Source organism: Hahella sp. NBU794 (assembly GCF_050749805.1).
Classification (GTDB): Bacteria; Pseudomonadota; Gammaproteobacteria; order Pseudomonadales; family Oleiphilaceae; genus Hahella.
The window spans coordinates 6,025,038-6,045,542 of sequence record NZ_CP192738.1 but is presented as its reverse complement, the minus strand read 5'-3'; the positions used below and the strand labels follow the sequence as shown (position 1 = coordinate 6,045,542).

The 20,505-nt window shown below is 55.6% G+C and carries 16 protein-coding genes and 1 pseudogene; 2 read left to right on the top strand and 15 right to left on the bottom strand.

Features of this window, described 5'->3' with window-relative positions:
- Position 1 precedes the first annotated feature (1 nt).
- Positions 2-892: a DMT family transporter gene (locus ACQYWX_RS26370; RefSeq protein WP_216738643.1), complete on the bottom strand. Its 891-nt coding sequence runs from the start codon at positions 890-892 to the stop codon at positions 2-4.
- A gap of 208 nt (positions 893-1,100) precedes the next feature.
- Positions 1,101-1,610 (bottom strand): GAF domain-containing protein, encoded by a 510-nt coding sequence (locus tag ACQYWX_RS26365; protein WP_216738644.1) that lies wholly within the window; start codon positions 1,608-1,610, stop codon positions 1,101-1,103.
- Between the two features lie 280 nt (positions 1,611-1,890).
- Between ACQYWX_RS26365 and ACQYWX_RS26360 the strand changes: the two genes are divergently transcribed.
- Complete coding sequence (locus tag ACQYWX_RS26360) at positions 1,891-2,409, top strand: hypothetical protein (RefSeq protein ID WP_216738645.1); 519 nt, start codon at positions 1,891-1,893, stop codon at positions 2,407-2,409.
- A gap of 15 nt (positions 2,410-2,424) precedes the next feature.
- Here ACQYWX_RS26360 and ACQYWX_RS26355 read toward each other — a convergent pair whose 3' ends face one another.
- The 13 genes and pseudogenes from ACQYWX_RS26355 to ACQYWX_RS26295 all read right to left on the bottom strand — a co-directional run bounded on the left by ACQYWX_RS26355 (position 2,425) and on the right by ACQYWX_RS26295 (position 18,214).
- Positions 2,425-2,706, bottom strand: a complete 282-nt coding sequence (locus ACQYWX_RS26355) for a circadian clock KaiB family protein (protein ID WP_431686912.1) — start codon at positions 2,704-2,706, stop codon at positions 2,425-2,427.
- On the bottom strand, positions 2,690-6,481 hold the full coding sequence (locus ACQYWX_RS26350; RefSeq protein ID WP_431686911.1) for an EAL domain-containing protein: 3,792 nt from the start codon (positions 6,479-6,481) through the stop codon (positions 2,690-2,692). Before ACQYWX_RS26350 ends, ACQYWX_RS26355 begins: the two co-directional genes overlap by 17 nt.
- A gap of 217 nt (positions 6,482-6,698) precedes the next feature.
- Positions 6,699-7,997 carry a phosphoribosylamine--glycine ligase gene (gene purD / locus ACQYWX_RS26345; protein WP_431686910.1) on the bottom strand — a complete coding sequence of 433 codons (1,299 nt, stop codon included), beginning with the start codon at positions 7,995-7,997 and terminating at the stop codon, positions 6,699-6,701.
- 91 nt (positions 7,998-8,088) lie between these two features.
- Positions 8,089-9,666, bottom strand: a complete 1,578-nt coding sequence (purH, locus tag ACQYWX_RS26340; protein WP_279506242.1) for a bifunctional phosphoribosylaminoimidazolecarboxamide formyltransferase/IMP cyclohydrolase — start codon at positions 9,664-9,666, stop codon at positions 8,089-8,091.
- Positions 9,667-9,850: 184 nt separating this feature from the next.
- Positions 9,851-10,159, bottom strand: coding sequence for a DNA-binding transcriptional regulator Fis (fis, locus tag ACQYWX_RS26335; protein WP_127973491.1), 309 nt, complete (start codon positions 10,157-10,159; stop codon positions 9,851-9,853).
- Positions 10,156-11,166, bottom strand: coding sequence for a tRNA dihydrouridine synthase DusB (dusB, locus tag ACQYWX_RS26330; protein ID WP_216738650.1), 1,011 nt, complete (start codon positions 11,164-11,166; stop codon positions 10,156-10,158). Before dusB ends, fis begins: the two co-directional genes overlap by 4 nt.
- Before the next feature lie 255 nt (positions 11,167-11,421).
- Positions 11,422-12,657: a DUF3426 domain-containing protein gene (locus ACQYWX_RS26325; protein WP_253938539.1), complete on the bottom strand. Its 1,236-nt coding sequence runs from the start codon at positions 12,655-12,657 to the stop codon at positions 11,422-11,424.
- A gap of 60 nt (positions 12,658-12,717) precedes the next feature.
- Positions 12,718-12,780, bottom strand: a pseudogene (locus ACQYWX_RS26320) (MJ0042-type zinc finger domain-containing protein); the annotation flags it as partial.
- A 234-nt stretch (positions 12,781-13,014) separates the two neighbouring features.
- Positions 13,015-13,893, bottom strand: a complete 879-nt coding sequence (gene prmA, locus ACQYWX_RS26315) for a 50S ribosomal protein L11 methyltransferase (RefSeq protein WP_431686909.1) — start codon at positions 13,891-13,893, stop codon at positions 13,015-13,017.
- 14 nt (positions 13,894-13,907) lie between these two features.
- Positions 13,908-15,248: an acetyl-CoA carboxylase biotin carboxylase subunit gene (gene accC, locus ACQYWX_RS26310; RefSeq protein ID WP_127973488.1), complete on the bottom strand. Its 1,341-nt coding sequence runs from the start codon at positions 15,246-15,248 to the stop codon at positions 13,908-13,910.
- 91 nt (positions 15,249-15,339) lie between these two features.
- Complete coding sequence (gene accB, locus ACQYWX_RS26305; protein WP_216738698.1) at positions 15,340-15,795, bottom strand: acetyl-CoA carboxylase biotin carboxyl carrier protein; 456 nt, start codon at positions 15,793-15,795, stop codon at positions 15,340-15,342.
- A 16-nt stretch (positions 15,796-15,811) separates the two neighbouring features.
- Complete coding sequence (gene aroQ / locus ACQYWX_RS26300) at positions 15,812-16,255, bottom strand: type II 3-dehydroquinate dehydratase (protein ID WP_127973487.1); 444 nt, start codon at positions 16,253-16,255, stop codon at positions 15,812-15,814.
- Between the two features lie 342 nt (positions 16,256-16,597).
- A complete protein-coding gene (locus ACQYWX_RS26295) occupies positions 16,598-18,214 on the bottom strand; it encodes a GGDEF domain-containing response regulator (RefSeq protein ID WP_216738653.1) in 1,617 nt (538 codons plus the stop codon).
- 262 nt (positions 18,215-18,476) lie between these two features.
- Here ACQYWX_RS26295 and ACQYWX_RS26290 point away from each other — a divergent pair, with 262 nt between their 5' ends.
- Positions 18,477-20,480 carry an EAL domain-containing protein gene (locus tag ACQYWX_RS26290; protein WP_431686908.1) on the top strand — a complete coding sequence of 668 codons (2,004 nt, stop codon included), beginning with the start codon at positions 18,477-18,479 and terminating at the stop codon, positions 20,478-20,480.
- Positions 20,481-20,505 lie beyond the last annotated feature (25 nt).

Sequence of the window (20,505 nt, the reverse complement as noted above, 5' to 3'; positions counted from 1 at the left end):
TTTAGGCCTTTGACAGCGCCGGCTTGCGAGCAATGGCGCCGCGTCGCGCCAGATACAGCCCGGCCACTACCAGCGCGACGCCCAAACCGGTTTGCAGGGTTAAGGGCTCGTCAAACAACAGATAAGCCATAACTGCTGTGGTGGGTGGCGTTAAGTACAGATACTGCGTCACTTTGGTGGCTTCGCCGATCTTCAGCATATACAGCCACAACAACACCGCCGCCAGTGAAAGCACGAACACGGACCACATCCAGGCGCCAATAAAGTTGGGATTCCATTGCACCTCACGGGTTTCCAGCGTGAAAGCGGCGATCAGGAACATGATCAGCGCAGCGATGTATTGCCATAAGCCACCAGAGATCAAGTCCGTCTTGCCCCCCTTAACCGATTGCCAGAGCGTTGCTCCGGATATGCCCAGCAAGGCGATAATGCTGGCGGTCAGGCCTGCGCCGGTAATATGTCCAGATAGTTTTCCGCCCTGCAGCACCACAACGCCTAATCCCGCCAGTCCCAGCATCACGCCAATCCATTGCAAGGGACGTAAGGGCGAGCCAATTCCCAAAGGCCAACTGACTAGCGCGGTCAGCAAAGGCTGCACGCCGACAATCAGAGCGACGATGCCCGCCGGCATGCCCGCCGCAATGGCATAGAACACGCCGCCGAGGTAGAGACCATGAGTGCCGATGCCGGTAATCATTTGCTGGCGGCGCTGCTCGGCGTTAAGCCGCGGGCGCTTCATAGTGATCGCCAGGAGCGCGAAAAGAGGCACGACCAGCAACATGCGCAGGCTAAGAAAGGTGAAGGGCTCGGCGTAAGGCAGGCCCCATTTGGCGCTGACGAACCCGGTCGCCCACAACAAGACAAAAAGATAAGGGATATAGGTGGCCTGCATACTGTCTCTATTGCCGCAACGGCATTAATTTATCGAATTGAGGATCTTTATTGTAAGGGGAGCGTTAAATCTACGATAAGCCACAGATTGTCGTCGTTTACAGGGATACAGATTGACGGCGCAGAGTCTGTTATGACGGCGGTGAGGAGTACAGATAAGGCCTTAAGCAGCCCTCGGTTTAACCCCGAAGGCCATGTGATTCGCGGGCTCAGAACAAGGGGGAGGGAGCCAGGGGGATCAGATCAGTCAGCAGTTCCGCTAGGAAACGTTCATCTACGGTATCGAACGCGTCAATGTGATCGGAATCGATGTCGAGCACGGCGGCAACGTCGCCATTGGCGTTGAACAGCGGCAGAACAATTTCGCTTTGCGTTGTGCCGGAGCAGGCGATATGGCCGGGAAACTTGTTAACGTCAGGCACCAGCTGCACTTTTTGTTCGCGCGCCGCAGCGCCGCAAACGCCGCGATTGAACGGAATAGTTAGACAACCATGGCCGCCCTGATAGGGGCCTACTTTCATTAACTCATGGGCCACGACGCGGTAAAAACCGGTCCAGTGAAAATACTCGAAGCGATGATGAAGCTCGCAGACGACAGTGGAGAGAATCGCCGTCCAGTCCGTTTCTCCCTCGATAGCGTGACGGATCGCCCGCAGGGTGTGTTGGTAGTGAGCGGACTTTTCTTCCTCGGAGCTCAATAAAGGCAGGCTGTCATACATGGTTGTGCGTTCCCTGAATAAAAACGCTCACTATCATAGCGGTTGCGTCGGCGGCTTGGCCATAGCTCCAGTGCGTTTGCAAAGCAGATAAACTCCGGCGCCGACGCTGGAGAAAATTGCCCGAAATCAGATAAGTAGCGGAATGTCACTGAAATCGTCGCGGAATTCAGTATGATCGCGAAAAACGCCTGCCGGTGGCTGTTCGTGCGGAATAGCCGCCCTTAAAACGGCGCATAAGAATTATCTAGAAGAACTGCCTACAAAGACTGCGAGGGGTATTATGCTGAGACAACTGCTTTCGGGACTGGCGCTTGCGCTGACCTGTCTGGGACTGGCGGGGTGTTGGGCCGGCGCTGCGGCGGTGGCGACAGATGTGGCCATCGTCAAACGTACGGAGCAAAAACATGACTTTGTTCATGCGGTGAAAGAGGGATACGCCAAATATCAGGAAGATTTCGAAGGTATCGACTGTCCACGCCAGCAGTACCGTATCAGCCCGGAAATCATCGAGTTTGTGAAAAACCGGCCGCCTCATGGCCTGGATCAGGCCATTGAACTGCTGTTGGATATCTACAACGACAAGACCCAGACGGCGGAAGTGCGCTCTCACGCCTTATATCATGTCTCCGTGGCCTATATGCGTCGCCGGGAGAGCAATCTGGATCTGGCCAAAGGTTACCTGCTGACGATCAAGGAAGAGTTTCCTGGCACTCACGACTGCGTCATCGCTTATCTGCTGGAGGAAATCAAAGAACGTAAAGCTTATCAGGAGCAGATGGACGCGCTGGAGGATGAGTAATTCCCGATGCGGCGATCAGAGCGCCGTCAGCTCCAGCAGTTCCAACACTCTGGCGCTGTCGGATAGATCGCCGATAATGCGTCGACTCCCACAGGCCAGGGTCGGCGTCGCCAGCACGGCGTCGCGCTCGGCGGTTTGGGGGCTCTGATCGAGGTCGACGATGTTCAGCGTGCAGCGCCCCGTCAGCACATTCTCGCAAAGGTGGCGGGCTGCGCGAACTGCATTCAGCGATACTTTTGAGGCGGATTGCACATAGAGCGTCAGCTCTACCGGCGACGGCTCAGGCCCGGGCTGCATCGCTGACTCCGCTCGTTGTGTCCAGCAGTCGCGTCTGGTGCTCTTTCTCATACTGCTCGAAGGCCTCCGTCACGACCTGCAGCAGCTTGTCATCCTGCCAGGGCTTGGTCAGGAACTTGAATATCCAGCCTTTGTTCACGGCTTCTGTGATGGTCTCCATATCCACATAACCGGTGAGGATCAGGCGGATTGCGTTAGGGTGCAGCTCTTTCACCCGATTCAAAAACTCCGTCCCCGACATGTCCGGCATGCGCTGATCAGAGATAACCACCTGAATCGGCGTGCGCGCCATGATGTCGAACGCCTGCCGCGATGTGGTGGCGTGGAACACGTTGAACTGATGGCGCAACAGTCGTTTGATGGCGCTGCCCACGTTCATTTCGTCATCCAGCACCAGCAGGTTGCGGGCGGCGGTGGAGGGGGGAGGACGCACGGAGCGAATACGGGGGCTGGCGAGCAGCGCTTCGATGTTCTGCGCACACGCCGGTCGTCCCAGGAAAAAGCCTTGGCCGACGTCACACCCCAGTCGTTGCAGATAGCGCAACTGAGCTTCCGTTTCGATGCCTTCCGCCACCACTTGCATATGCATGCTTCTGGCCATGGACATGACTGTGCGGGCGATGGAAGCGGTATTGGGATCGGTAGTGATGTCGCGCACGAACGTGATATCAAGCTTGAGCCGGTCAAAGGAGAAACTGCGCAGATGGCTGAAGCTGGAATAACCCACGCCGAAGTCGTCCACCGCCAGTTTGAGTCTCTGTTCCTTCAAAAGGTTCAGACGCTCGCGCATTTCGTCCACGTTGCGCATGATGGCGCTTTCCGTCAACTCGATTTCGATATGGCGGCAGTCCACGCCGGTGTCGGTGAGAATGCTGTGCAAGGCGCTGTCAAAACGCGCCATGGTCAGTTGTTTCGCTGACAGGTTGATGGACATGGTCAACGGATGCGGGACCAGATCAGTCCAGGCTTTCGCCTGGACGCAGGCAGCGTGCAGGACCCACTCGCCAATGGCGCCGATAAGCCCTGTTTCCTCCGCAATGGGAATGAATTTACCGGGAGGAATGTCGCCCAGCTCCGGTTCATGCCAGCGCAACAGCGCTTCGACGCCAGTGATGACGCCGCTGCGCAGATCCACTTGCGGTTGGTACTCCAGATGAAACTGCTGTTTTTCCAGGGCGGCGCGCAGCCGCACTTCCAGATCCAGACGCTCCATCGCGGTTTTGTTGAGGTCTTCGGTAAAGAAGTGGAAGCGGTTGCGACCCTCTTCTTTGGCCAGATACATGGCGATATCCGCATTTTTAATCAGGACTTCGGGGTGGTCGCCATCCTGAGGGTAGATGCTGACGCCGATGCTGGCGGAAACCCGAATGTCGCGATGATCCAGTTGGATGGGCTGCGCGATCACGTCCATCAGGCGGGAAATGAAACTGGCGACTTTCTCCGGCGGTGAGATATCCGGAAGAATGATGACGAACTCGTCGCCGCCGTAGCGCACGACAGTGTCGCTGGCGCGGGCCATGCCAGTGAGCCGTTTGGCGATCACCTTCAACATGGCGTCGCCGGCGTTATGGCCGAGGCTGTCATTGATCAACTTGAACTGATCAATATCCAGAAACACGATCGCCACTTTGTGTTTGTTGCGGGCGGCGCGCCACAGCTCTTGACCCAGACGGTCGCGCATCATGTTGCGATTGGGCAGGCCGGTCAGATCGTCGTGGGAGGCTTGGTATTCCAATTGTTCCTGATAATGTCGGCTCTCAGTGACATCGTTGATCACGGCGACAAAATGGGTGAGCATGCGACGGTCATCGTAAACCGGAGCGATGTGCAGCTCATTCCAGAACTGCGATCCGTCCTTACGCTGGTTGCGCAATAGAACGCAGCCTTCCTCCCGATTGCGAATCAAAAAGTGCAGGGACTCTCTGCGGCGGTCTTCATCAATGTCGCTTTGCAGAAAAAACGGTCCTTTTCCTACCACCTCACCGCTGCTATACCCCGTAATGCGTTCGAAGGCGGGGTTGACGTAGACCAGCGGCAAGTCGGGGCGGCGCGCATTGAGAATCAGTATGCCATTGGGGGTCGACTCCACGGCGCGATCGCGCAAGCGCAGCGATTCCTCCGCTTTTTCCCGGGCATGCCGGGTGCGCAGGGAGACTACGCCGTAGTAAAGGTCATCCGCGAGCTGCTCAAGCAACTCTATCTCTTCGTGGTCGAAAGCCTCCGCGTACTCCGAATAAATGACCATGATCCCCAGCGTCTCGGGGGACTTGCCCACGGGTAAGGCGATCATACACTGACTCAAAGGCTGGCTGTTCGAGTTTGGCGGAAGCCCGTAGAGCTCTGACAGATCGTGTTGCGTTACGGAGCAGTCTTCGCGAAGCGCCCGGATCACTGGATCATTCTCATCCAGGGCCAGACGATGGCGCTCTTTCATTAGCGTGAACGGCGTCTCGTCTCCAGCCAGAATGACTTTGCTGGAGGTATCCAGACGACCGTCGTCCACCCACCCGAACCAGGCGGTTTGGTGGCGGCCGACGCCAACCAGCTGACGACAGAAAGAATCAATTAAACGTCGCTCATCGCTCTCTCTCACCAAGTGATGGTCGCAGGCGGTGAGCACCGCCAACGTGCGGTTGCGTCGCTGCAGCAAATGTTCGCGCTTGCGGTGGTCCGTCACGTCGTGCAACGTGATCAGATGGGCCTGGATGTCGTTCCAGGGCACCGGTTGCGCGCGCATTTCCGCGATGCGCTTGCCGCCTCTGGGAAACTCCACTTCCGCATAGTCGCCAATTAGGCAGGGAGCGCCGAATGACTGGCCGATCAGCATCTCTTTGGGCTTACCGAAAATACGCTCCGCCGCCGGGTTGGCGAAGCGGATGACGCCTGCATCGTCGATCACCAGAATACTGTCCGCTTCGGCTGACACGAGGGCGCCGAGGCGGTTTTCGCTGCGACGCAATGCATCCTCATTTTGCTTCTGCTTACTGATGTCGGTGACATAGAGGTTGGCGACTTTTTCTTGAGAAGACGCTGAGCGGTCACAGGAGAGAGTCAGTAGAAAATGCCGGCCGTTGCGCTCTAACTCCAGCATCGCTGTCTTTCCTGAGTCCATCACTTTTTTCAGTGTGGCAGCCCAGGTTGAAGGAATGTGGTCGCCAATAGCGGTTCCCCATAACTTGAGAAATTCCGCCGCTGCGTAATTGACGTAGATAATGGCTCCGTCGCGGGTCGCGCGCATGATGGGGTGAGGGCTCAAGGTCGCCAGACTGGCCATGGAGCCGATTTGTTCATTGGTTTCCCGGCTGTCCGTGATATCGCGACCGATGGATTGGAACTCCAGCAGCCGTCCTTGTGAGTCAAATATTCCGCGATCCGTCCATAGCAACCAGCGCTGGGCTCCATTTCCGTCGATCACTTTGCGTTCTTGCTGACTGACGGGGGAGGATTGCGTTATCCGGCGCATTTGTTCATGAATCACATTGCGTTCTGCAGCCGGCGACAGGGTGAAGATCGATTTTCCAATCAATGCGTTTCTGGAAGATCCAAAGTAACTGCAGTATTGCGAGTTCACATAAGTGATGGCGCCATCCGGCTTCCAGCGGCAGATCAATTCGGGAATATCGTCGAGGATATATTGAAAACGGGCTTCATGAGGAACGGCGAGAAAAGGACCTTTTACAGCGCGCCGTCCGCTGGGAAGGACTTTGTCAGACCTGGGCCCGGCGTGGGCCTGCGGCTGGCGCAGACGTCCGCTGTTCCTTGTATTCTTCGGCATCCATCTTAGTCCTTATAAGCCCTGAAATCTCTCAGTCGGTCTCAAAAGAATAGGTCAGCTTACTCAATATATCCAAGGCTCACGGGCGCGAAAAATGAGCAGGCGGCCGCGTGGATATGCGAACGCAGGGGGGAGGAGGCGTTAAGTGTCGGAAATCGCGACGGATTTATAAAAGGTGGGATTCGGCGGCGAATTACCGCCGCCGAAAAAAGCAGAATCAGGCGTTTTTACTCGCCTGTTCCCGGGCGATAGCGCGGTACGCGATATCTTTGCGGTAGTACATATCCTGCCAGTCGATGCGGGCGACCTGCTCATAGGCTTTTTGTTGCGCTTCGGTGACGTCCGCGCCCAACGCGGTAGCGCACAGAACGCGTCCGCCCTGAGTGACCACATGGCCGTCTTGCATGGTCGTGCCGGCGTGGAACACCTTGGCGTCAGCCCGGTCTGCGTTTTCCAGCCCGGAAATAACGGCGCCTTTAGCATAGCTGTCCGGATATCCGCCGGCGGCTAATACTACGCCCACGGCGGCGCGCGCGTCCCAGTCCGATGTTTTGCTGTCCAGCTCGCCTTGTGTGGCGGCGATGCATAGCTCAACCAGATCCGACTGCATGCGCATCATGATGGGTTGGGTTTCCGGGTCGCCGAAACGGCAGTTGTACTCAATGACCTTCGGTGCGCCGTCAGCGCTGATCATCAAGCCAGCGTACAGGAAGCCCACATAGTCGTTGCCTTCCTGCGCCATGCCTTGCACGGTGGGATAAATCACTTCGCGCATGATGCGCTCATGGACGCTATCGGTAACAACCGGGGCAGGGGAGTAAGCGCCCATGCCGCCAGTGTTGGGACCGGTGTCGCCATCGCCTACGCGTTTGTGATCCTGGCTGGTGGCCATGGGCAACACGTTCTTGCCGTCCACCAGCACGATGAAGCTGGCTTCTTCGCCTTCCAGAAACTCTTCAATCACCACGCGGTGCCCCGCGTCGCCGAACTTGGCGTCAGCAAGCATATCACGCACGGCGTCTTCCGCTTCTTCCAGCGTCATCGCAACGATAACGCCTTTGCCTGCGGCAAGTCCGTCTGCTTTCACTACAATCGGAGCGCCTTGTTCGCGCAGGTAGGCGAGGGCTGGCTCAATCTCAGTGAAGCTCTGATAGGCGGCGGTAGGAATGTTGTGGCGAGCCAGAAAATCTTTCGTGAAAGCCTTCGAGCCTTCCAGTTGCGCGGCGCCCTGAGAGGGGCCGAAGATTCGCAAACCTTTCGCCTGGAAGCGGTTTACAACGCCCGCCACCAATGGGGCTTCCGGGCCGACGATAGTGAGCTCTACCTGGTTGTCTTTCGCGAAGGCGATCAGCGCATCGAAGTCGAGCACATCAATCGCCACGTTTTCCAGTTTGGGCTCCAGAGCTGTACCGGCGTTGCCGGGCGCGACAAATACGGTGTTTACATAATCCGCCTGCGCCGCTTTCCAGGCCAGGGCGTGTTCCCGGCCGCCGCTGCCGATGACCAAAACATTCATCTGTTTGCTCCACATTTGCGAGCGGAGCCTGACGCTCCGCGGTAATTGGGGTTTGGCGGCTACTCGGACGCTGGTAGCCGCTGGTGCGGAATTAGTGTCGGAAATGGCGCATGCCGGTGAACACCATGGCGATGCCGTGTTCATTGGCCGCGTCGATCACTTCCTGGTCACGCATTGAGCCGCCGGGCTGGATGATCGCCGTAATGCCGGCCGCCGCCGCTGCGTCAACACTATCCCTGAAAGGGAAGAAAGCGTCTGAAGCCATGACCGAACCTTTGACTTCCAGGTTCTCATCCGCTGCTTTGATGCCGGCGATCTTGGCGCTGTAGACACGGCTCATCTGGCCGGCGCCGATGCCGATAGTGCGTCCGCTCTTGGCGTAAACAATTGCGTTGGACTTCACGAACTTGGCGACTTCCCAGGCGAACAACAGGTCGTTCAGCTCCTGTTCCGTCGGCGCGCGATCCGTCACCATTTTCAGCGCATCCATATTCACCATGCCCAGATCGCGGTCCTGCACCAGCAAGCCGCCAGTGACGCGCTTGAAGTCGAACGCGCTGAGGCGTTCGCCCTGGAATTCTCCGCATTCCAGCACGCGGACATTGGTCTTGGCGGACAGCGCGGCGCGTGCGCCTTCGCTGACTTTAGGCGCGATGATCACTTCCACGAACTGACGGGAAATAATCGCCTGCGCCGTGTCGGCGTCCAGCTCGCGATTAAAGGCGATGATGCCGCCGAAAGCAGAGGTGGGGTCCGTCGCATAGGCCAGTTCGTAGGCTTGTTTGATGTCTACGCCAATGGCGACGCCGCATGGATTGGCGTGTTTGACGATAACGCAGGCGGCGTCGGCGAATGGCTTCACGCACTCCAGCGCCGCGTCTGTATCGGCGATATTGTTATAGGACAGTTCCTTGCCCTGCAATTGCGTGGCGGTGGAGACAGAGGCCTCTCGGGCGTTTGCTTCAACATAAAAGGCGGCGCTTTGGTGAGGGTTCTCACCGTAACGGAGATCCTGCTTTTTAATGAACTGCTGGTTAAGCGTGCGCGGATAAGCGCTTTCTTCAGTCTGAACCTTCAGGCCGAGATAATTGGCGATGGCGCCATCGTAGGCGGAAGTGTGTTCAAACGCTTTGACGGCGAGATCAAAACGACGAGAGAAAGCCAGCGCGCCGCCATTTGCCTGCAACTCGGCGACAATGCCGTCGTAATCGGAAGGATTAACCACAATCGCTACATCTTTATGGTTTTTCGCCGCAGAACGCACCATTGTCGGACCGCCGATGTCGATATTTTCAATCGCATCCACCAGTGAGCAATTGGGGCGGGCGATGGTGGCTTCAAAAGGATAGAGATTGACGACCACCAGATCGATTTGCGCGATGTCGTGCTCCGCCATGACGGCGTCGTCCTGACCGCGACGGCCCAGAATGCCGCCATGTACTTTGGGGTGCAGCGTTTTCACCCGCCCGTCCATCATTTCCGGGAAGCCGGTGTAGTCAGAGACTTCACGCACCGGGACGGATTCCTGCTGCAATAATTTATACGTACCGCCGGTGGACAGGATTTCCACGCCGAGATCAGCCAGGGATTTGGCGAATTCGACGATGCCGGATTTATCGGAAACGCTGATGAGCGCTCGTTTGATCTTCACATTATCTGGGCTGGACATGATAAGTTGATCTCTTGCCTTAGTGCAGAATTATCAGGGTCAGTTACCGAAACGCCAACAGACCCTAGCGTAAAAAAGCTTAGCCTGTTGCGCAAAAAACAAAAGAGGGCTCTTGTACCGGACATTTCAGAGTTGGATGAGAAATGTCGGCGAGCCCTCTTTTAAAAGATGTGTGATTCAGCGATTACAGCAGATCGTACTGCTTCAGCTTCTTGCGCAGCGTGCCGCGGTTCAAGCCCAGCAGGACAGAAGCCTTGGTTTGGTTGTTGCGGGTGTATTTCAGCACCTGCTCAAGCAGGGGAGCTTCAACTTCGGAAAGCACCATTTGATAGACGTCTTTGACGGGAGCTCCGTCCAGTTGCGCGAAGTAGTTCGCCAGCGCTTGATCAACGCTATCGCGCAAAGTCATGGTTTGAGTGGCCGACTGCTCCACGGTCAGTAAATTATTAGCTCCAGAACCGGTTTCTGTTGTAACGATAGATTCTGTAGTCATGCGGCTTTTTCCTCTCCTTCAATACTCAGATGCTCAAAAAAGTGATGGAGTTCATCCAGCTGCGCTTGAGCATCGTTTAAACGATTAAATTGTGACTTGAAAATGGCCCCAATATTTGCGGTTTGCAGATACCAGCCCGCATGCTTGCGTGCGATGCGGACGCCTTGGTAGTCACCATAAAACTCGTGTAACGCTTTAATATGACCGATGAGTATCTGCTTAATCTCATCCATTGGCGGTTCCGGTAAGCGCTCTCCGGTAGCGATAAAGTGTTCGATTTCACGGAAAATCCAGGGACGCCCCTGGGCTCCTCTGCCGATCATCAAAGCGTCGACGCCGGTGTAATCCAGCACATGCCTGGCTTGCTCAACACAGGTAATATCGCCGTTGGCAACCACCGGAATGGAAACGCTTTGTTTGATTTCAGCTATAGTGTCGTACTCCGCCGTTCCCTCGTATTTGCACTCGCGGGTTCTGCCGTGCACAGCGAGCGATTGTATGCCGCAATCTTCCGCAATGCGGGCGACAGTCACCCCGTTCCGGCTCTGCCGGCTCCATCCGGTGCGTATTTTCAATGTCACCGGCACAGAGACAGCGCTTACCACAGCCGTCAATATATCTTTCACCAGGGCTTCATCTCTTAACAAAGCGGAGCCCGCCGCTTTGTTACAGACCTTTTTAGCGGGACAACCCATGTTGATATCGATGATTTGCGCGCCATGTTCGACGTTGTATCTCGCCGCTTCGGCCAACATCTCTGGCTCAGCGCCAGCGATTTGCACTGCAATGGGCTCGCCTTCGCCGTCGTGATCCATACGTAATCTGGATTTTCGGGTATCTCGCAGATCCGGATTCGCAGCCATCATTTCCGATACTGCGAGGCCTGCGCCCAGACTACGGCACAGCAGCCTGAAGGGGCGGTCGGTCACTCCAGCCATCGGGGCCAGTATCAAATTGTTACGCAACTCATAGGGTCCAATTTTCACGGCCGCTTCCGCTCTGGTCATAAGAAATGACTAAAAAGTGTTCGCCCTGGATAGGGGTGCCTATGATACTCAGATGATTAATGACGGGAAAGACTTGAAATTTTAAAAATAGAGTATTTTTTATCCCAAATCTCAATATGTTGATCATTCGTTAATCATAACGACGAGGCGTATAGGTTAAATGGCCTATTTCTAGAACTTGGCCACTGAGTCAAGTCCAAATCGCGCTTGTTTACATCAGCTTTGTCACAGTGGCGTGTAGCTTCCGGCGCTTTTCTATTGGGTGGGCGCCGGGCCGGATAATGCAGAGATGAAGTCGAGTGTGTAATTGACCGCCTGTTTACCTGGGTCGAGGATTTCCAGGGTGATATGCACAGGCGCGCCCGGCGGCATTTGCGTCATGTCCTTGGCTTCGCCGGACAGGTACTCCAGCGGCGCAAAGATGCGATGCGCAATGACGTTGTTATTAATGTCTGAAAAGTTCAGCGAAATATTTGGGAAGGGCTGCGCAAAGCTGGCTTGATTGGTGATGATGGCGTCAATGATCAGCGCCTTGTTAACCAATGGGTGACTGCGCACCACCAGGTTCTGACTACGAATCTGGCCCACGTCATATAAAGAAGGCAGGGTGCAGCCGATAACTTCGCATGCCTTGGCGTACCAGGGGCGCAGTTGGTCGTAGCGGGCCAGCTTATCGAAATGGAACCACGCCAACTGTGAAACCAGGAACACCACCAACAGCAGGTTGGCGAAGGTCCACATGATTTTACTTAATACTCCGGGTGACGCTTTCTGCTCATATGCGTGATCGATACTGATCGGTTCTGCGCGTAACCCATGGAACTGGGAGGGAGGCTCCGCGTGCATGGGCGCTTCAAACTCAGGATAGCTTTCGTATTCCGGTTCTGGTTCCGGCGCAGCAGGCGCCGGAACGGGCTCTGGTTTGGGCGGCGGCGGAGGCTCGACTTTCAACGCCTCTTTAGGCGCTGCTTTTTTAACGTCCTGCTTTGTTTCCTGAACGGGCGGAGGAGGGGGCGCAGCTTGTCCGGGACGCTCCAGCTCACGCAGCATCTGTTCGGCCCAGCTTTCGTCAGTGGCTTCCTCTTCTTCCGGCTCATCCGGCGTTTCAAATTCGCGTTTAGCGCTGGGGCCGCCTCGATCAAGCTCCCTGAAGCTGTCGCTCAACTCACTCTGGTCGAACATGCCGCCGGAGTAGCCTTCGTCATCTTTGTCCTCTTCCGGATTATCCTGAAATAGGAATTCATCATCGTCGTCCCCGGCGGCGACTAACGCGTCAGTCAGATCGCCAAGATCGTCGTCTGGGTCCATCGCTGTGAGCGGAGTGATAATTGAAGAAGAGGCTTTTACTGCGCTTTCTTTTACGCTGGGCTCAACTTTGGGCTTCGCCGCTGCTTTAGGCGCGGGAGCTGCTGCTGTCGCTTGTCGGGCTGGTCTGGGAGGCGGCGCTTTAACGGGAGTCGGGTCCACATGCGCTGGAGCGCTGTCAGACATTAAATGCTCCGCTGCGTTGAATACCTTCATACAAGCGCCGCATCTTACTTTGCCATGGGCGGCTTGCAGCTGTTTATCAGTAACCCTGAAACTTGCAGCGCAATGTGGGCAGCGAGTGAGCAAAACGCCTCCTGGAAAAAAACTGCGTCAGTAGTTAAATGTAGACCAACTCTATGTTAGGGGTGTTCCTGCAAATGGGGCGCCGAGATCGTCGCACATTCACAAAGTTGTTTAAAAATGAATGAATTGTTCCCTATTTGCAAGAGCAACTTTGCGCTCCATTGTCGCCTAGCGGAGGGGGGCTGTCTATCGCGGGAGTGGCTAACCGGCGCCTTGAAAAAGACGCCGGATTGGCGATCAATAAGGCAGGCGTCTACCACTGATCAGGACCCAGTCCTCTTTGTACTCGGTGGGGTCCAGTTCGAAGTAATTGCGGTACGCTTCCGCCACAGCTTCTTCCTGATCTTTCAGTATGCCGGACAGAGCGATGGAGCCGCCGGGCAGGGTAAGCGCCGCCAGTTTGGGCGCCAGACTTATCAGGGGATTCGCCAGGATATTGGCGATAACGACTTCCGCCTGCATCTCCGGCATTTTTTCTGGGAAGTGCAGAGTCAGACCTTCGCTGACGCTATTGCGCTCGGCGTTGTCGCGACTGGCCTCCAGAGCCTGAGGGTCGATATCCGTGCCGGTGGCGTGATCCGCTCCCAACAATAAGGCGGCGATGGCGAGTACGCCGGAGCCGCAGCCAAAGTCGATAACCTGCTTGCCTTGCAGCTTCTGGCTATCCAGCCATGTGAGGCAAAGCGCGGTTGTGGGGTGAGTACCGGTTCCAAAAGCCAATCCGGGGTCGAGCAATAGGTTGACGCCGTTTGGATCTTCGGGCTCTCCCCAGCTTGGACAAATCCAAAGCCGGGAGCCAAAGCGCATGGGGTGGAAGTGGGTCATCCACTCCCTTTCCCAGTCGCGGTCTTCAATGACTTCGCACTCAATGTCCGCCGCCGCAATCTGATTACGCTCCAATTGCTCACGGACCATTTCTGCGCTGGTGTCCGCGCTGAAAAGCGCGACGACCTGAGTGTTGCGCCACAGGGGCGTGGTTCCAAGGTCAGGCTCAAGGACGGGATCGTCGGCGGCGTCGAGCATGGTGACGGAGAGGGCGCCAAGGCCCTCGAAAATCTGCTCCAGAGCGGCCGCCCCGGCTTCATCAGTTAAGACTTTTACTTGTAACCAGGACACCTGTGTTCCTCAAATCAAGCTTTTAACAGCTTTTCCAGATAGTGAATGGTGTACTCCATACGGCGTACGCCTGCGTCGGTCACTAACCGGCGGTGCAGAGGAATATTGGTTTTGATGCCTTCCACCAGCATTTCGTCCAGAGCATTGTTCATGCGATCCAGTGCGTTGTTGCGGTTGGAGCCCCAGCAAATCACCTTGCCGATCAGTGAGTCGTAATAAGGGGGAACCTTATATCCGCTATATAAATGGGAGTCAACACGCACGCCGTTGCCGCCTGGCGCGTGGTAATGCGTGACGGTCCCGGGACTGGGAGCGAAGGTGCGTGGATCTTCCGCGTTGATGCGACACTCGATGGCGTGACCGCGGAACTGGATGTCTTCCTGCTTGATGGACAGAGGCATGCCAGCGGCGATGCGTAACTGCTCTTTCACGATATCTACGCCAGTGATCATCTCTGATACAGGATGCTCAACCTGAACGCGCGTGTTCATCTCAATGAAGTAAAAACGCCCGTCCTGGTACAGGAACTCGAATGTACCTGCGCCACGGTAACCGATGTCCAGACAAGCCTGCACACAGGAGTTCAGTGTGGCGGCGCGGGCTTCAGGATCAACGTCCGGCGCTGGGGCTTCCTCCAGAACTTTCTGGTGGCGGCGCTGCAGGGAGCAGTCGCGGTCGCCCAGGTGGATAACGTTGCCCTGTCCGTCAGCCAGCACCTGTACTTCAATGTGGCGGGGACGGTCGAGGAACTTTTCCAAATAAACAGTGGGGTCGCCAAAAGCGGCCTTGGCTTCGCTTTGCGTCAATTGGATGGCGTTAAGCAGCGCAGCTTCGCTGTTGACCACCTGCATACCGCGTCCGCCACCACCGGAAGCGGCCTTGATGATGACTGGGTAGCCGATTTTACGAGCGACTTCCAGCGTACGTTCTTTGTCTTCAGTGATGGGGCCGTCAGAGCCCGGTACTGTCGGCACGCCCGCTTTACGCATGGCCTGGATGGCGGAAACTTTGTTGCCCATCAGGCGGATGGTGTCTGGCTTGGGACCGATAAAGACGAAGCCGCTTTTTTCCACCTGCTCGGCGAAATCGGCGTTTTCCGCCAGAAAACCGTAGCCTGGGTGAATGCCCACGCTGTCCGTTACTTCCGCTGCGCTGATAATGGCGGGGATGTTCAGGTAGCTGTCTGTGGGGCTGTTCGGGCCGATACAGACTGACTCGTCCGCCAGCCGTACATGCATCAGGTCGCGATCCACGCTTGAGTGCACCGCTACGGTATTAATGCCTAACTCTTTGCAGGCGCGCAGGATGCGTAACGCAATTTCGCCTCGGTTGGCGATAAGCACTTTTTCCAACATGGTAGGAGTACCCTAAAAAAACATTGCCGTCCGGCTTGCGCCGGAATGATCAGGATGTCCCGCTGGGCGGGAAGAGTCCGGATAGGGACTCTTAAACAATCGAGAACAGCGGCTGGTCAAACTCCACCGGTTGTCCATTTTCCACCAGAATGGCTTCAACTGTGCCGGACTTGTCCGCTTCAATCTGGTTCATCATCTTCATTGCTTCGACAATGCACAGTACGTCGCCGGCTTTGACGGTTTGTCCAACTTCAGCGAACACTGGCGCGGAGGGCGATGGCGCACGGTAGAAGGTGCCAACCATGGGGGACTTGACCAGATGGCCGTTATATTGTGGTCCGGCGTCTGCTTCCGCAGCAGGAGCGGTCGCAGCCAAGGGGGCCGCCGCAGGGCGCGCTTCTACTGCCGCAGAAGTGACGTACACAGGCTCGGCGCCGGCCAGACGGCGGCTGATGCGTACGGAATCATCGCCTTCTTTAATTTCGATTTCGGCGATGTCTGATTCTTCAATCAGTTCAATAAGTTTTTTTACTTTTCTGATATCCATCATAGGCTCTCGTAATTTATTTTCCGGTAATCTTTGAAAAGGCGGCCTGTAAAGCGAGTTCGTAACTCTGGCTGCCGAATCCGCATATCACACCGACGGCGACATCGGAGAAATAGGAATGGTGGCGGAACGCCTCGCGGGCGTGCACATTGGACAAATGCGTCTCAATAAAAGGAATGCCGACACCAAGAAGGGCGTCGCGTAGCGCCACGCTGGTATGGGTAAAGGCCGCTGGATTGATAATGATGAAGTCCACGCCTTCTTTCTTGGCTTCATGGATGCGATCAATCAGTTCGTACTCTGCATTGCTTTGCAGCGTCAGCAGATGGTGGCCTGCCTGCCTGGCGATTTCCGTCAGGCGGAAATTAATATCGTCCAAGGTTTCTGCGCCATAAATTTCCGGTTCGCGCGTTCCCAATAAGTTCAAATTAGGGCCGTGCAACACTAGAATGCTTGCCATGGCGTCTTGTCCTTATATGTCGGATATTTAAGGTGTAATTAAAGCAAGATTTCGGAAGTTTGACTCTTTTGTCTACTATATTCAAGCAGATTGCCGCAGTTTGCGGTCATACTTTGGTAGTAGCGCTGGAGCTGTGGGAATAGGTGCGATTTTCCCAGAAAAAACAGGGCGTTTCGCAGACTTGGCGGGAGCTTTTACGTCACCGTCATGATAACGGCGACAGTGGCAATTTAACCCGGTCCTGTGAACTATTTTTGATACTTCGGTTTAAAACACAATAAGCGCATTGTTGTAGGCGGTTTCCACGATGGCTGGAAACCGGCCAATTCCGGGCCTCTGAACCTATCTGAACACCTTCACGCAGTTTCGGCCCGCGTGTTTGGCTTCATACAACGCTTTATCCGCCTTTTGCGCCAGCACCTGCTGGGTGTTGCCAGCCTGATAGGCGGCGATACCGCAGCTGAACGTCACTTTGAATGTGTCCTCCTCGGTGGGGTGCATCAGTTCTCCGAAACGTTCGCGAATGTCGTTCATCATATTCTTGGCGTCGCACTCATCGGTATTAGGGAGCACGACGGCGAACTCTTCTCCACCGTAACGGCCAATATGGTCGGTCTTGCGCAGCCGCTGCTTGAGGAATAGCGACATGCTCTTCAACACTCTGTCGCCAACGGGGTGGCCATGGGTGTCGTTGATGCGCTTGAAGTAATCAATGTCCATCATGGCGAAGCTGAGAGGCTCGCCTGTCTGATTGGCCTTGTTGATCTCCATGCTGAGCAGATTCAGCGTATGGGTATGGTTATAGAGTCCAGTCAGGCTGTCGCGGATCATCATGGCGTGCAAGGTGCGCGCGCGCCGCCCGCGGTTGTGAATAGTGGCGATCAGGTGTCGAGGATTGATCGGTTTCACCAGGAAATCGTCACCGCCGAGGCTCATCGCGTGCAACTGCTTGTTGATGTCGTCTTCCGCGGACAGATAAATAATAGGGACGCTGACGAACTTGTCCTGCTGCCGAATCACTTTGGCCAGCTCAGTTCCAGTGCAACCCGGCATGTACATGTCCATGATGATGATTTCTGGGGAGAACTCTTCCAAGGCAATTAAAACCTGCATCGGGTCGGTGATGATCTTGGCGGTCATGCCCGCTTTGCGCAGGGTGCTTTCCATAAACGCGGCCTGGGCTCTGGAGTCGTCCACCACCATGATGCGGTAGGGATCATGGGCGCTGGAGCGAGTGTAAGTCTCCACTTTCTCGATAAGCTGCGCCGCGTCCAGGGTGCGCTCTACAAACTCTTCGCCTCCGCAACGCGCTGCTTCGAGGCGAGTCTTGATGTCGCCCTCGCGAGGGCAGATGAACATGACCGGAATAGGCGTCTCATGATTGCCCTGGATACGCTTGATCAGCTCGATGCCGGCGTTTTTCTCGCCGCCAAAGTCCACGTCGACAATCATGGTTTCAGGTTTGTTTTTCTGGGTTGCCGCCTGCAGGGTGTCGTGAGTTGAATACAATTCGCCGCGAAAACCAAAAAACTGCATTTGTTGAGCGATGCGCTGCGCCAGATCTTTCTGATTCAGGGCCAGATAGATCGGTGATCGTAGATAGGTTCGGTTGGCGCTGCTGTCTTTGCGATCGGTTTTGCGCTGGGTGACGGTCGCCAGCTGCATGACCTGCTGCTCCACTGCGAGAATATCTGCGGTAGTAACAGGGGTTTTACGCAGGCTGATGCTCTTGAGGCTGGTGTTGATCGACTGTGCGATACACAGATGATCCGTCATGTCGAAACGGGCTGCGTAACGACCTAATTTATCGGTTGCAAGTTGGAAATCGGAAAACCACTGTTTGTCCTGCCAGTTCCTTTGCTTCAGCTGTTGCCATGCTTCCAGGACAATGCGCGCCTGCGTCGTTACGCGACCGGCGAAGTGCTGCTTGAGTTTGTCCCGTTGACTTTCTATGGTCATAGAGAGGGTAAATCCGCTTCCATTAGTGGTTGCAACCAGTTTTTCTTTCTTCTATGCGCCTGATTTACAAGTACAAAATTCAAGCCAGGACGTATTGATATAAGTTTCAGTATAGTTTGGCAATTTTATTTAAATATAGTCGTAAACTGTATGTGTATGTAAATTCTTGTGCATTTGTGTAGTAGCGCAAACCTTTAAGCGTCAACTGCGGGTGGTTTGAGCGGAAAGCGCTGAATCTGTGATCAAATCCGACGGAGTCGCCATGATTGATAATAATAAAGCATTGCGTGACAAACGATCGATCAAAGTGCTGATGCTGGGCCTGATCTCCACGATGCTGTTAATTTTGTTAGGGGGCGTGTTCGGCCTTAATTTGTGGCAGAAGAAGTTGTACCTGCAGGATCAGCTACAGTCTCACGCCAGAGACTCCGCCACCTCGTTGGGTTTATCCGTTTCTCATGTGGCGGACCCGCAGGATTGGGTGGTTGCGTCTTCCATGGTGGACGCCATCTTTGACTCAGGCGCTTATCAGGGTATTCGTATTTTAGATCAAGAAGGACGCTCGGTCGTGGCGCGAACCAGCTCCAAGGATCTGGAAGGCGTGCCCAAATGGTTTGTGCGCTGGCTCGATCTGCAGGCGCCGGTAGGTGAGGCGGAAGTGATCGCTGGTTGGCGCCCGGTTGGGCGTTTGATGGTGCAAAGCGATCCGGGCATCGCCTATCGAGAACTATGGGCGACGCTGCGTAATCAACTGGCCTGGTTTGCGGTCGTCACCGTCTTTGCATTTGCGGCTTTCCATTTACTGTTGAGCAGTCTGCTGCGCCCTTTGCAGCGGCTGGAGCAAGCTGCGCATCGAATTGAAGATAAGCATTTCGATGTCTCACTGCCGATTCCGGGCACTCGGGAATTGGCGAAAGTCACGTTGGCGGTAAACAGCATGGCGGACCATTTGCGACGCTCATTCGAAGAGCAGGTGGCCACCATTGAGTCGCTGCGCAAACTGGCGTTGTTGGATTCCGTCACTGGCGTGCTGAACCGACAGTCCTTTGATAATCGCTTACAGGCGGCTCTGGCGGGAGATGATGGTGACAGTGTCGGCGCGCTGCTGTTGGCGCAGCTGTCAGGTTTGTCTGAGTACAACGATCAGTTTGGAAGAGAGCAGGGGGATGCGCTGCTCAAGCAGATGGCGGAAGTCATCCATGACGAATGCCTGTCGCATATCGGCAGTTATGTGGGCCGCCGTGGCGGCGGTTGCTTCACCGTATTTCTCAGTGGTCTGACGGACAGTCGTGCGGAAGCTGTGGCGGAGCGCTTGCTGGAAAGATTGACATCGCTGCCGTTGATTAAGAATTGGGGCGGCTCCAATCGTCTGCACATCGGGTTAGTCAATACAGAGGGGCGTACTCCCTTGGCGCAGGTGTTGTCGGTGGCGGACTTCGCGATGCGGGTGGCGCAAAAATCCTGCACGAATGCGTGGCGCAAAGGGCGCAGCAGCGGGCGAGAAGCGGGTCAGAAGCCGCTTACGGCGACGGAGTGGCAATCCCTCTTGTTGTCGACGCTGGCGGACAAAGGGTTTTATTTACACTTTCAGCCTGTTCTGAGCGACGACTCTCGGAGCTTCCTGTTCCATCAGGCGCTGGTGCGCATGAACATGGAGGGCAGAGTGCTGGCGGCGGCGGAATTTCTTCCTATGGCGGACCGCTTTAATCTGGCGCTGAAAGTGGATGCGCAAGTGCTGGAAGATGCGCTGACAAGGCTGACGGAGCATCATGAGGATGCTGCATTTTGCGTCAGTCTGGCGGTATCCAGTATGCAGTCGGCTGAGTTCGCTGATCTGGCTAGCGCGATATTGCATCGTTTTTCCGCGCAATGTCCGCGCTTGCTGCTGGAGGTTTCCGAGCACGCCTTGCAGGCGGCCTGGGCGGGGTTTGATCGTCTGTTACAGTTGCGTAATGAACTGGCTTTCCGTATCGTCATCAGCCGATTCGGATCCACCGGTATGCCGTTCGGATATTTGAAAAGTTGTCCGGTGGACATGATCAAAATCGACCCCGGTCTGGTGAAAAATATTCACAAAGATCAGGGGCATCAGTTTTATTTGCGCTCCATCGTGCAGATTGCGCACTCACAGGCCATTAAAGTCATTGGTGTGGGCGTCGAGTCCCAGGACGACTGGGACAGTCTGGTGCAGCTCGGGGTGGACGGCGCAATGGGATATTATCTCTTTCGGCCTCAGGAGAGCCCGCCACATATGGCGGCGCCGTGAGCGGCGGAGCTTGAAGATTGCGAGG

Bases quoted from the DNA above. Each gene is read 5' to 3' on its own strand.
- ACQYWX_RS26370 (WP_216738643.1), bottom strand. From the start codon at position 892: ATGCAGGCCACCTATATCCCTTATCTTTTTGTCTTGTTGTGGGCGACC.
- ACQYWX_RS26365 (WP_216738644.1), bottom strand. From the start codon at position 1,610: ATGTATGACAGCCTGCCTTTATTGAGCTCCGAGGAAGAAAAGTCCGCT.
- ACQYWX_RS26360 (WP_216738645.1), top strand. From the start codon at position 1,891: ATGCTGAGACAACTGCTTTCGGGACTGGCGCTTGCGCTGACCTGTCTG.
- ACQYWX_RS26355 (WP_431686912.1), bottom strand. From the start codon at position 2,706: ATGCAGCCCGGGCCTGAGCCGTCGCCGGTAGAGCTGACGCTCTATGTG.
- ACQYWX_RS26350 (WP_431686911.1), bottom strand. From the start codon at position 6,481: ATGCCGAAGAATACAAGGAACAGCGGACGTCTGCGCCAGCCGCAGGCC.
- purD (WP_431686910.1), bottom strand. From the start codon at position 7,997: ATGAATGTTTTGGTCATCGGCAGCGGCGGCCGGGAACACGCCCTGGCC.
- purH (WP_279506242.1), bottom strand. From the start codon at position 9,666: ATGTCCAGCCCAGATAATGTGAAGATCAAACGAGCGCTCATCAGCGTT.
- fis (WP_127973491.1), bottom strand. From the start codon at position 10,159: ATGACTACAGAATCTATCGTTACAACAGAAACCGGTTCTGGAGCTAAT.
- dusB (WP_216738650.1), bottom strand. From the start codon at position 11,166: ATGACCAGAGCGGAAGCGGCCGTGAAAATTGGACCCTATGAGTTGCGT.
- ACQYWX_RS26325 (WP_253938539.1), bottom strand. From the start codon at position 12,657: ATGTCTGACAGCGCTCCAGCGCATGTGGACCCGACTCCCGTTAAAGCG.
- accC (WP_127973488.1), bottom strand. From the start codon at position 15,248: ATGTTGGAAAAAGTGCTTATCGCCAACCGAGGCGAAATTGCGTTACGC.
- accB (WP_216738698.1), bottom strand. From the start codon at position 15,795: ATGGATATCAGAAAAGTAAAAAAACTTATTGAACTGATTGAAGAATCA.
- aroQ (WP_127973487.1), bottom strand. From the start codon at position 16,255: ATGGCAAGCATTCTAGTGTTGCACGGCCCTAATTTGAACTTATTGGGA.
- ACQYWX_RS26295 (WP_216738653.1), bottom strand. From the start codon at position 18,214: ATGACCATAGAAAGTCAACGGGACAAACTCAAGCAGCACTTCGCCGGT.
- ACQYWX_RS26290 (WP_431686908.1), top strand. From the start codon at position 18,477: ATGATTGATAATAATAAAGCATTGCGTGACAAACGATCGATCAAAGTG.